Source organism: Escherichia sp. KTE52 (genome assembly GCF_000408325.1).
In the GTDB taxonomy this organism is placed as follows: Bacteria; Pseudomonadota; Gammaproteobacteria; order Enterobacterales; family Enterobacteriaceae; genus Escherichia; species Escherichia marmotae.
In genome coordinates this window covers 1297365-1309214 of record NZ_KE138680.1, presented here as the reverse complement: position 1 = coordinate 1309214, position 11850 = coordinate 1297365, and the positions used below count along the sequence as shown (strand labels likewise).

Genomic DNA, 11850 nt, shown 5'->3' with positions numbered 1-11850 from the left:
GAGGACATATCGCGCATCAAGCCTTTGGCGGTTCGGTGCGAGCGAAGCTTTCGCGGCTAAAGAGATTCTCGACCAGTTTGACTAAGTGTGGGCGGTCCACACACCAGCCCGGCGCAACGCGGCGGAAATTGAGATACCCGACGGCACAGGCAATAGCGATAGTCGCCAGATTTACCGTATCGGTTTTGAGCGTGCCATCGACCAGATATCCTTCCAGCACATCCAGACTGCGGTTGATTTTCTCCCGCTGGCGTAACAGCTCATCTTCAGACTGCTGCGCCGCCGGGCGCGCCTGCTCACGCACCGAAGCCAGCCCGGCATCCATAATGCCATCTGCCAACGCCTCAATCTTACGCACTCGCAACGACTCTAGCGGATCGCGCGGCAGCATCGCCGGAGCAACGTTCATTAATTCGATATATTCGGCAATGATTGGCGAATCAAACCAGCATTCGCCCTCTTCGGTCACCAGCACCGGCACTTTCCCTAACGGGTTAAATTTCGCCACGCCGTTGTCTACGTTATAGGGCAGTTCATTGATAAATTCGAAAGTAATGCCCTTTTCTAACAACAGAATAGAAAGTTTGCGTACAAACGGGCTGGTGTAGCTACCGATGAGTTTCATTATGTTTCCTTTTTGTTAACAAAATATGAGTATGACCCAGGGTTAAAAAAAAGGGCAGATGTTATTGATATGAGCGTGATGACAAACACAAGATGGCCCGATACGTACACATACCGGGCCTTGTAAATGAAACGATCTTTTTAAATATCAGAATGAATAGCGGATATTCGCATTGATAGCATTATCGACGTTGTACTTACCAAATGCTGATTTCTCAACGGTCAGGCCGATACGGGTATTGTCTTTAATGCGCGTATCAATCCCAATGTTGGCTAACATACGACCATCTTTACCGTTGTACACGGTGGACTCACCAGCAAAATCACGGTAAGTAGTGGTGCCAGAATTCCGCAGGTCAAACTGATAACTTAAACCTGCCTTCGCTGTAACCTGCCAGTCGTGACCATCCAGCGTTTTTCCGAATTCCACACCAGTACGGCCAATCAAGGGGTTTGCCGTTTTACGCTTCATGCTGATATCCATACCGTTGTATTGCCAGTTAAAGGTATTGCCTGACAACGTGCCGTAGACCAGTTCAACCTGCGGTTCAATAAACACATCAGGTTTCCACTGATAGCGCCAACCGGTTTCGGCCCCTAAATACCAGGAGTGAGCAGTATCGTCTGCCTTACCAAGCCCTAATGTTTGCATTGTGTAATCGTCACGATGGTGGACATATTTTCCGACCACATCAATATACAATCCTGAATCAAACAGGGTGGATGCGTATAAACCGCCGCCTACAGAGCGGGTTTTCCCCTGGTAACTTTCGCCACTGGCTTTGCTGTCAGTAACAGTCATCATGATACCTGTAAAAAGATCGCCTCCATCAAAGTGATGTTTTTTGTCGGCACCAATTTGCAGATGCATGTGGCGATCAGAGAATCCCCCCTCACCTGAACCAGAAGTGGTCATAAACCGTGCCCAGGCACCGGCTTCTCCTTGGGTATCGCGTAGATCACCCATACGTCGGTTAAGGTTATTCACCTCAGATAGGAAGTTTCTGTACCGGATATCCATAAAGCGCTGACTTTCACTGAGTGCAGCATTATTACGCTGAACATCGAATCCTTTCAGACGCCACTGTGTGGCACTGTCAGTATTTACCACCTCAATATCAGGGGTCATTGAGTGAAAACCCATTTGTTGAGTCACAGTTTTAAACGCCTGGGTATTGTTGGTTCCATTTTCTGCCGTGATCAACGGAATATCACCGACAGACATTTCGTTAAGCGGTTTAGTCGGCTTCACATACAGAATATTGTTCTCTGCGATTAACTTATCAACAACCGTAATATTTAGCCGGACTCTCAAAAAATGCATGGAACTAAAACGGGTCTATTTACAGATATACAAGCACATCTTATTTCATTCGAAACTTCAAAAGTTACTTTGGTATTACACCGAAACAGTTTTCTCTCAAGGTAAAAAGAAAAAATTAAATGTCCACTTTCTGATATCAGGGGAGCGTTTATATGCTCAGTGGACTAGACAAAAAGGACACGAGTTTCGCAGGCCGAACAGCGAATACTCATGTCCTGTATTTGCAACTTTTTTAGCTCTCAACCACATTTATGCGACTCAATACCCCAACATTCAATGATCCAAATAAAGATAATGCATCCAACTGGTCATTCTCAGCAGCACCTTCCGCATCACTGAAACATGGCTGAAATGGTCGGAGTAAACCGCCACCTGAGCGTAGATACCATCAGGTAAAGCATCAATATCAGCGTTAGGGTCCAGTTCGATGGTTCCCAGCACACCGTCAGTTCCAGGCACGACCGTTAATGATTGCAGTACCCCCTGCGCCTGGTACGAACCTCCAGGCACCACCGGCAAGATACTGGTCAGTTTGCCGTGGAATACCTGCCCCGGCAGCGCGTTAAATACCACTTCCGCATCATCGCCGGGTTTCAGACGCAACAGCGAGTTTTGCCGGAACTGGGCGACAATTTGCCGTTTTTGCTCAGGGATAAAGACCATCACCGGACGCAGCGGCAAAGCTGCCGCGTAAGTGCCTGGACGGATTAGCACCTGAGTAACATAGCCATTGCTCGGTGCACGAATAATGGTCTGCTCAAGGTTATATTTCGCTTCGGTAAGTTGCGCCCTTAAGCTGACAATCTGCGACTGCTCGCCGTTGACCATGCTGTCGAGTTGGCTCTGGATCTGCGCCTGCTCTGCCACGGAACCTTTCACCAACGCATCCTGGGCGAGAAAATTTTGCCGCGCGTCGTCGATGTCACGTTCCGAAAACGGATTCACCGCCGCCTGGCTACCTTTCAGGTAACGTTGATAATTTTTAAACAGCCGGTCGCGCTCTGCTGAAACCTGAGTGGTGTTAGCCTGCGCTTCAGTGAGCTGCGCTTGCAGCGTCTTAATATTATGTGTCGCCGTCATCAGGTCGGCCTGAAGTCGGTCTACCCGCGCCTGATAACGCACCGGGTCGAGCTTAAAAAGCACCTCGCCCTTTTGAATAAGCTGATTATTTTTGTCCGTGACTTCAGTAACAATCCCTGTGACCTGGGGCGTGATGGGGATGGCAATCACCGCCTTTTGCGCCATAAAGGTGTAGGGATGGTTATAGTTCATCAATAAAATCAAACCACTCACCAGAAACACGCCACCGAGCGCCGCCGTCGCCAGCGTCCACTGATTCACCGGAATACGGAAGATTTTAAATATCGCCCACGCCAGCGCCACGTAAGTTAAGACAATCAACAGATCCATGATTAGATCTCCGGAAACGTGGAGTAGTCAGGTTTTTTCTCAGCAGCGAGTTGCTGCTCCAGCCGGGAGATGCGATCAGAAAGCGCGGCAATTTCTGGGTCAGGCGTTTTCTCTTGCGGTGTAATATGCGACTGCATCCCCCAGCCGCGCTCCGGTTGGTAAAGCGTGGCCCAGATCCACAGGAACGGCCAGATAATGTGGAGCGTAAATAAGCTGACCCACCCTGCGGTATGAATGGCGTCGGCATGAGGATGGTTGCGTTTTTTGGCAATCAAATAGGGGATGTCATGTATCGCGATGATTCCATAAAAGATCACCAGAAAGACGAAAATCAGCACTCCCAACGCGAAATAGTTTAGAAACATAGCTGCCTCGGATTCACGCTTATCAGAGTTGTTATGGGCTGGCAGCCAGATGGGCGTCGGGCTGATTATTTGACAATAATCCGGGTTTGCGATTCTCGCCATCACACCGAAGAATAATTTTAAGCGGTGATGAGTTACTCAGTGACATAACGGCCTTAAGGCAGAGCCAGAACATGCCGTAGATCACACCGGGTGAACGACTTAAGAAAATATCTTGTGATTTAGATCACAAAGATTCAACAAACCATCAAAGAAAAAACGTGACAAACCTCACATTTAAATGCCATTTTTAGCGAAAATCACCGCCTTGTTGTTTTTTTACACAAGTATTTTGTGATGAATATCACGTCAATTACCTCTCTACCCCCTATATTTATGTGATTGATATCACACAAAAGACCGTCGACTGGACAGTTAACCGATTCAGTGCCAGATTTCGCAGTATCTACAAGGTCCGGCTACCTCTGCCGCCACATTAACAAAAAACCTCGGGCTTCCAGCCTGCGCGACAGCAAACATAAGAAGGGGTGTTTTTATGTCATCCGATATTAAGATCAAAGTGCAAAGCTTTGGTCGTTTCCTCAGCAACATGGTGATGCCAAATATCGGCGCGTTTATCGCGTGGGGTATCATCACCGCGTTATTTATTCCAACAGGGTGGTTACCGAACGAAACGCTGGCGAAGCTGGTCGGGCCGATGATCACTTATCTCCTGCCGCTGCTGATCGGTTATACCGGTGGTAAGTTGGTAGGTGGTGAACGTGGCGGCGTGGTCGGTGCTATCACCACCATGGGCGTTATCGTCGGCGCAGATATGCCGATGTTCCTCGGTTCTATGATTGCAGGCCCGCTGGGCGGCTGGTGCATTAAGCATTTCGACCGCTGGGTAGATGGTAAGATCAAATCCGGTTTTGAGATGCTGGTGAACAACTTCTCTGCCGGTATCATGGGGATGATCCTCGCGATTCTGGCATTCATGGGGATTGGTCCGCTGGTTGAAGCCCTGTCTAAAATGCTGGCTGCGGGCGTTAACTTCATGGTTGTCCATGACATGCTGCCGCTGGCGTCTATCTTTGTTGAACCGGCGAAAATCCTGTTCCTTAACAACGCCATTAACCACGGTATCTTCTCGCCGCTGGGTATTCAGCAGTCCCATGAGATGGGCAAATCCATCTTCTTCCTGATTGAAGCAAACCCGGGTCCGGGTATGGGCGTTCTGCTGGCGTACATGTTCTTTGGTCGTGGTAGCGCTAAACAGTCTGCGGGCGGTGCGGCAATCATCCACTTCCTGGGCGGTATCCACGAAATCTACTTCCCGTATGTGCTGATGAATCCGCGTCTGATCCTCGCCGTTATCCTCGGCGGTATGACTGGCGTGTTTACGCTGACTATTCTGGGCGGTGGTCTGGTTTCTCCGGCATCTCCGGGTTCTATCCTCGCGGTACTGGCGATGACGCCAAAAGGTGCTTACTTCGCTAACATCGCGGGTGTATGTGCGGCAATGGCGGTTTCCTTCGTTGTCTCTGCCATTCTGCTGAAAACCAGCAAAGTGAAAGAGGAAGACGATATTGAAGCGGCAACTCGCCGTATGCAGGACATGAAAGCTGAGGCTAAAGGCGCGTCTCCGCTGTCTGCTGGTGATGTGACTAACGACCTGAGCCACGTGCGTAAAATCATCGTTGCCTGTGACGCTGGTATGGGTTCCAGTGCAATGGGCGCAGGTGTGCTGCGTAAGAAAATTCAGGATGCCGGTCTGTCACAGATTTCCGTCACTAACAGCGCGATCAATAACCTGCCGCCAGATGTGGACCTCGTCATCACTCACCGTGATCTGACCGAGCGCGCTATGCGTCAGGTTCCGCAGGCTCAGCATATTTCGCTGACTAACTTCCTCGACAGTGGCCTGTACACCAGCCTGACCGAACGTCTGGTTGCTGCCCAGCGCCATACTGAAAACGAAGAGAAAGTGAAAGACAGCCTGAAAGACAGCTTTGACGATTCTAACGCCAACCTGTTCAAACTGGGCGCGGAGAACATCTTCCTCGGTCGTAAAGCGGCAACTAAAGAAGAAGCTATTCGCTTTGCTGGCGAACAACTGGTGAAAGGCGGTTACGTTGAGCCGGAATACGTACAGGCAATGCTGGATCGTGAAAAACTGACCCCGACCTATCTGGGTGAGTCTATCGCCGTGCCGCACGGTACGGTTGAAGCGAAAGATCGCGTGCTGAAAACTGGCGTCGTGTTCTGTCAGTACCCGGAAGGCGTGCGCTTCGGTGAAGAAGAAGATGACATTGCCCGTCTGGTGATTGGTATTGCTGCCCGTAACAACGAGCACATTCAGGTTATCACCAGCCTGACCAACGCGCTGGATGATGAGTCCGTCATTGAGCGTCTGGCACACACCACCAGCGTGGATGAAGTGCTGGAACTGTTGGCTGGTCGTAAGTAACCCATTCCCACCCTCTCCACATGGAGAAGGTGGGGCTAATTGCCTGATGCGCTACGCTTATCAGGCCTACAAAACAAAGTGCAATTTATTGAATTTGCTCGTTCTTGTAGGCCAGATAAAGCGTTTACGCCGCATCCGGCAATATCTCGGCCCCTCTCCTCATGGAGAGGGTTTGGGTGAGGGAAATGCCTCACCCCAGCCCTCTCGGGTAAAAACATTGATGAAGGTTAATACTATGAAAGCATTACATTTTGGCGCAGGTAACATCGGTCGTGGCTTTATCGGTAAACTGCTGGCTGATGCGGGTATTCAACTGACATTTGCCGATGTCAATCAGGTGGTACTTGATGCCCTGAATGCCCGTCATAGCTACCAGGTTCATGTGGTCGGTGAAACCGAGCAGGTCGATACCGTTTCCGGCGTTGATGCCGTCAGCAGTATTGGTGATGACGTGGTGGATTTAATCGCTCAGGTCGATTTAGTCACTACCGCCGTTGGCCCGGTCGTGCTGGAACGAATTGCTCCGGCGATTGCTAAAGGGCTGGTGAAACGCAAAGAACAAGGTAATGCATCCCCACTGAACATCATCGCGTGTGAAAACATGGTTCGCGGCACCACTCAGTTGAAAGGCCATGTAATGAATGCCCTGCCGGAAGAAGCAAAAGCGTGGGTTGAAGAACACGTTGGCTTTGTCGATTCCGCCGTTGACCGCATCGTGCCACCTTCTGCTTCTGCAACCAACGATCCGCTGGAAGTGACGGTAGAAACCTTCAGCGAATGGATTGTCGATAAAACTCAATTCAAAGGCGCGCTGCCAAACATCCCAGGTATGGAGCTAACCGACAACCTGATGGCATTTGTTGAGCGTAAACTCTTCACCCTGAATACGGGCCATGCTATAACCGCGTACCTCGGAAAACTGGCGGGTCATCAGACCATTCGTGACGCAATTCTCGATGAGAAAATCCGTGCGGTGGTAAAAGGTGCGATGGAAGAAAGCGGCGCGGTGCTAATCAAGCGCTACGGTTTTGATGCTGATAAACATGCTGCGTATATCCAGAAAATCCTCGGCCGTTTTGAAAACCCGTATCTGAAAGATGATGTGGAGCGTGTAGGCCGTCAGCCGCTGCGTAAACTGAGCGCCGGAGATCGTCTGGTAAAACCGCTGCTGGGTACGCTGGAGTACGGTTTACCGCACAAAAACCTGATTCAGGGTATTGCTGCCGCCATGCACTTCCGCAGTGAAGAAGATCCACAGGCTCAGGAACTGGCTGCGCTGATTGCCGACAAAGGGCCGCAGGCTGCGCTGGCACAGATTTCCGGGCTTGATGCCAACAGCGAGGTTGTCACAGAAGCGGTAACCGCTTATAACGCAATGCAATAATGGTGGACCAGGCGCAGGGGTCCCTGCGCCCGAATAACAGATTGTCAGATATGCAGGCAACAATGGAACAAACCCAGGCCTTTGAAAACCGTGTGCTTGAGCGTCTGAATGCTGGCAAAACCGTGCGAAGCTTTCTGATTACCGCCGTCGATCTCCTGACCGAGGCGGTGAATCTTCTGGTGCTTCAGGTATTCCGCAAAGACGATTACGCGGTGAAGTATGCTGTAGAACCGTTACTCGACGGCAATGGCCCGCTGGGCGATCTGTCCGTGCGCTTAAAGCTGATTTATGGGCTTGGCGTAATCAGTCGCCATGAATACGAAGATGCGGAACTGTTGATGGCACTGCGGGAAGAGCTGAACCACGACGGCAACGAGTACGCGTTTACCGATGATGAAATTCTTGGGCCATTTGGCGAACTGCATTGCGTGGCGGCGCTACCACCGCCGCCACAGTTTGAACCAGCAGACTCCAGTTTGTACGCGATGCAAGTTCAACGCTATCAACAAGCTGTGCGATCAACAATGGTCCTTTCACTGACAGAGCTGATTTCCAAAATCAGCTTAAAAAAAGCCTTTCAAAAGTAAGCAATGCTCGCTTACTGCTGCCCCTCTACCTGCTTCGGTCGATAAAGCCGACGATAATATTCCAGGCGTTGGAGATATAACGGCACGCTTTCCTCAGGTATATCGGACGGGATCGCGTTACGAGGGGGAAGTTTATTCAGATACTCCCGGAACGCCTGGCTAGATGCCATGAAATCTACGGCTTTATCGATAAAAAGCGGAACGTTTTCACCTATTTTGCCCATCATAATATCTCCGAATTACCCCGCGCCGGGAATGCGCGGCCGCCAATTTTAGTTTAGATCCCGGTAAAAATGGCATTAAGGAAAACGTGCGAAATCTACAACGCTTGTCCTCACTTGCTTATTACTTTTTATTAATCAATAAATTACATTCTTTTCTGAACGCAAAATTGGTTACCCAGCAAAACTATTACAATACCATCGGTTGTGAACAAAGCACCCCGTCACGCATACTAGGACTATAAATTTATCTTTATCAGAAGCCATCACATGAAAGAAGTCGAAAAAAACGAAATTAAACGTCTTAGCGATCGCCTGGACGCCATCCGTCACCAACAGGCCGACCTGTCGCTAGTTGAAGCCGCAGACAAATATGCCGAACTGGAAAAAGAGAAAGCCACGCTGGAAGCTGAAATTGCTCGTCTGCGTGACGTTCACAGCCAAAAACTCAGCAAAGAAGCACAAAAGCTGATGAAAATGCCTTTCCAGCGTGCGATTACTAAAAAAGAGCAAGCGGACATGGGCAAACTGAAGAAGAGTGTTCGTGGGCTGGTGGTGGTGCACCCAATGACAGAGCTGGGCCGTGAAATGGGCCTGCAAGAGATGACAGGGTTCTCAAAGACCGCGTTTTAAGTTCCTTTCTGGTCGCTGTAATCACAGCCTCTCACGATTTACTCGCTCCTGCTGGCACATGCAGGAGCCCCTTTCAAATACTAAAAATTATTAACATTCTTAGCATTGCATGTTCAATTTTGTCCGACTGTCTGCATGAACATCACAAGTCAAATTCTGAAAATATGCTGCGTAATAAAAGAGCTATATATAAATAATAAGTATGATTATTTACATTCCAATGATTAATTATTTATGTTTTCCAGCCAGTGTCACATTTATCGTCACAAAACATTTACCATACAAATATTAACTTCTTACCCTCCTCACCTTAACTCCGTTAAACATTTGACATGAATTGACACCGGTCATTAAAATTCGCGAGATTAGGTTATTAGTATCTACAAACTAAAATAGTTTGACATTTAATAACACACTCTCAGCACCCATTAATTCGAAAACTCTCTCATAAATTTTTATTGTGAATATGAAATATTAAATTATTCATACAAAAAATAACTACAACGTAGTTATCAAAGCATCAGGATTATGAAAAGGAATTCATCCTATGAACATGAAGAAAGCAGTACTAAGAGTGTTAACAATATCGTCACTCTGCGCATTAACAGGGTGTGACAATACTGAAAAAGTAAACGCAATTGATGAGTTCACCAAACAGCAAGCGTTGCAACAAGGTCAAATAGACACTCTAAAAAAGCAGCAAGAACAATATAAAAATAAAATTGAAATTATTGAAAAACAACAAAATAGCATCATAAGCAGTACCAAAACTCTTGCCAGCATCGTAAAGGCAGTCAAAGACAAACAGGACGAATTTATCTTCACTGAATTTAACCCAGCACAAACCCAATACTTCATTTTAAATAACGGCTCTGTCGGTTTAGCAGGTCGGGTACTGTCTGTCGATGCGGTTGAAAATGGCAGCGTTATTCGTATTTCGCTGGTTAACCTATTAAGCGTTCCCGTATCAAATATTGGCTTTCATGCTACATGGGGCAATGAAAAACCTGCCGATCCTAAAGATTTAACAAAATGGCAGCAATTACTTTTCAGTACCTCAATGAACTCCTCGCTGAAATTATTACCAGGTCAATGGCAAGACATTAATCTGACGCTGAAAGGCGTATCTCCCAATAATCTGAAATACCTGAAACTCGCCATCAATATGGCAAACCTTCAGTTCGACGACCTTCACTCTGCGGAATCCCGACAGAGAAAAAGCAAAAAATAAATGCGGCTTCTGCGCTTATATCAAGGAATAGAGAGCATCAATAATGAACAAAATATTTAAAGTTATCTGGAACCCGGCGACGGGCAGTTATAGCGTTGCCAGCGAAACGGCAAAAAGCCGTGGGAAGAAGAGCGGGCGCAGTAAGCTGTTAATTTCTGCGTTAGTTGTCGGTGGGTTGTTGTCGTCTGGAGCACATGCAGAAGTCGCGCTTGATGGCGGTAAATCTGCTGAAGCTACTCCACTTAGTAATGGCTGGATTGCCATTGGTTTTGGAGCCATCGCAACATCAGCACAAACAGGGCCAAGTGGAGGATCCAATACATCAAGTGTTGCAATAGGGCAAAGTGCGTTCTCTGGCGTGGGGGGAACCTCATTAGGCTTCAGTAGCAATGCGTCTGGAGAAAGATCGGTAGCGTTGGGGCAAGCAACTGTAGCTACTGGCAGCCGGGCTATTGCAATCGGAAGTGCGGCTCAAGCAACCAAAGAGTATTCCCTTGCGTTGGGGAATAGCGCTCATGCTAACGGTGATTATGCCACCGCGATAGGCAAAGACAGCGAAGCCAATGGCTTGCATTCACTCGCGATAGGCCAAGCAAGTGAGGCGACCAAAGCCGGTTCTGTCGCTATGGGCTATAACAGCCAGTCAAACGGAACAGGGGCTGTCGCACTGGGGCAGGACAGCTTTGTGAGCGGAAACGATAGCGCCGCTCTTGGTAATGGAGCCAGAACATCAGGAAATAATTCCGTCGCGCTTGGTGCGGGTGCTCTCGCAGCGGAAGACAATGTTATCTCTGTCGGTAACAATACGGACCAGCGAAAAATTGTATTTGTTGATAAAGGCATCATCAACAAAACAAGTACCGATGCCGTCAATGGCTCGCAGATTTTTGCGCTTAGCCAATCGGTAGCAAACCGGTTAGGCGGCAATGCCAGCGTGAATGCTGCTGACGGAACCGTTAATGCGCCAACCTATACTATTTCCTCAGGGACCTACAACAATGTAGGTGATGCTCTTGATGCAGTGAATTCGACAATCAACACCACCAATACGGCGGTGACAGATCTGAAGGACGATTCTCTGCTATGGGATGGCACTGCATTCAGTGCCAAACACGGCACCAGCACCACCAACAAAATCACCAACGTCATGGCCGGTAGCCTGTCAGACACCAGCACCGATGCCGTCAACGGCTCGCAACTGAAAACGACAAACGATAACGTTGCCACCAACACCACCAACATCACTAACCTGACCAATGATGTCGCGGATATCAACACCACAATCACAGGCCTGGAAGATGATGCCCTGCAGTGGAATGGCACGGCATTCAGCGCCAAACATGGCACTAACACCACCAGCAAAATCACCAACGTCATGGCCGGTAGCCTGTCAGACACCAGTACCGATGCCGTCAACGGCTCGCAACTGAAAGCCACCAACGATAATGTAACCACCAACACCACCAACATCACCAACCTGACCAATGATGTCGCGGATATCAACACCACAATCACAGGCCTGGAAGATGATGCCCTGCAGTGGAATGGTACGGCATTCAGCGCCAAACACGGCACTAACACCACCAGCAAAATCACCAACGTCATGGCCGGTGACCTGTCAG

Annotated in this window: 12 protein-coding genes and 1 pseudogene; 7 read left to right on the top strand and 6 right to left on the bottom strand. The window is 48.7% G+C overall.

The features are described from left to right. Positions 1-16 precede the first annotated feature (16 nt). Both A1SC_RS05455 and A1SC_RS05460 read right to left on the bottom strand, forming a co-directional pair. A complete protein-coding gene (locus A1SC_RS05455) occupies positions 17-625 on the bottom strand; it encodes a glutathione S-transferase (protein ID WP_001517478.1) in 609 nt (202 codons plus the stop codon). Positions 626-772: 147 nt separating this feature from the next. Beyond that, on the bottom strand, positions 773-1948 hold the full coding sequence (locus tag A1SC_RS05460; RefSeq protein WP_001517477.1) for an autotransporter outer membrane beta-barrel domain-containing protein: 1176 nt from the start codon (positions 1946-1948) through the stop codon (positions 773-775). A 26-nt stretch (positions 1949-1974) separates the two neighbouring features. Here A1SC_RS05460 and A1SC_RS25245 point away from each other — a divergent pair. Then, positions 1975-2067: pseudogene (locus A1SC_RS25245) on the top strand (AraC family transcriptional regulator); the annotation flags it as partial. A gap of 154 nt (positions 2068-2221) precedes the next feature. Here the strand turns inward: A1SC_RS25245 and A1SC_RS05465 are convergent. After that, a complete protein-coding gene (locus A1SC_RS05465) occupies positions 2222-3358 on the bottom strand; it encodes an HlyD family secretion protein (protein WP_001517476.1) in 1137 nt (378 codons plus the stop codon). Positions 3359-3360: 2 nt separating this feature from the next. Continuing rightward, a complete protein-coding gene (locus A1SC_RS05470) occupies positions 3361-3723 on the bottom strand; it encodes a DUF3302 domain-containing protein (RefSeq protein WP_001517475.1) in 363 nt (120 codons plus the stop codon). A 535-nt stretch (positions 3724-4258) separates the two neighbouring features. Here A1SC_RS05470 and mtlA point away from each other — a divergent pair. From mtlA to mtlR, 3 genes are all read left to right on the top strand, one after another. Further along, positions 4259-6172: a PTS mannitol transporter subunit IICBA gene (gene mtlA / locus A1SC_RS05475; RefSeq protein ID WP_000093278.1), complete on the top strand. Its 1914-nt coding sequence runs from the start codon at positions 4259-4261 to the stop codon at positions 6170-6172. A gap of 235 nt (positions 6173-6407) precedes the next feature. Next, positions 6408-7556 (top strand): mannitol-1-phosphate 5-dehydrogenase, encoded by a 1149-nt coding sequence (gene mtlD / locus A1SC_RS05480; RefSeq protein WP_000645402.1) that lies wholly within the window; start codon positions 6408-6410, stop codon positions 7554-7556. After that, positions 7556-8143, top strand: coding sequence for a mannitol operon repressor MtlR (gene mtlR / locus A1SC_RS05485; protein ID WP_000228285.1), 588 nt, complete (start codon positions 7556-7558; stop codon positions 8141-8143). The genes mtlD and mtlR overlap by 1 nt, the downstream gene beginning before the upstream one ends. Before the next feature lie 11 nt (positions 8144-8154). On the opposite strand, the gene yibT is transcribed toward mtlR, so the two are convergent. Then, positions 8155-8367, bottom strand: coding sequence for a protein YibT (gene yibT, locus A1SC_RS05490; RefSeq protein ID WP_010376448.1), 213 nt, complete (start codon positions 8365-8367; stop codon positions 8155-8157). 267 nt (positions 8368-8634) lie between these two features. Between yibT and A1SC_RS05495 the strand changes: the two genes are divergently transcribed. Continuing rightward, positions 8635-8997: a YibL family ribosome-associated protein gene (locus A1SC_RS05495; RefSeq protein WP_016262730.1), complete on the top strand. Its 363-nt coding sequence runs from the start codon at positions 8635-8637 to the stop codon at positions 8995-8997. A gap of 545 nt (positions 8998-9542) precedes the next feature. Here the strand turns inward: A1SC_RS05495 and A1SC_RS26260 are convergent. Continuing rightward, the gene (locus A1SC_RS26260) at positions 9543-9599 is read right to left on the bottom strand and encodes a lipoprotein (protein WP_225996959.1); all 57 of its coding nucleotides are present in this window, start codon (positions 9597-9599) and stop codon (positions 9543-9545) included. Between A1SC_RS26260 and A1SC_RS05500 the strand changes: the two genes are divergently transcribed. Both A1SC_RS05500 and A1SC_RS05505 read left to right on the top strand, forming a co-directional pair. Further along, entirely contained in the window at positions 9581-10228 is a 648-nt protein-coding gene (locus A1SC_RS05500; protein WP_372339981.1) for a SadB/YajI family lipoprotein, read from the top strand. The two genes, A1SC_RS26260 and A1SC_RS05500, sit on opposite strands and share 19 nt — an antisense overlap. Before the next feature lie 43 nt (positions 10229-10271). Beyond that, positions 10272-11850: ESPR-type extended signal peptide-containing protein (locus A1SC_RS05505; RefSeq protein WP_016262728.1), on the top strand; the 1579-nt coding region annotated here is incomplete at its 3' end.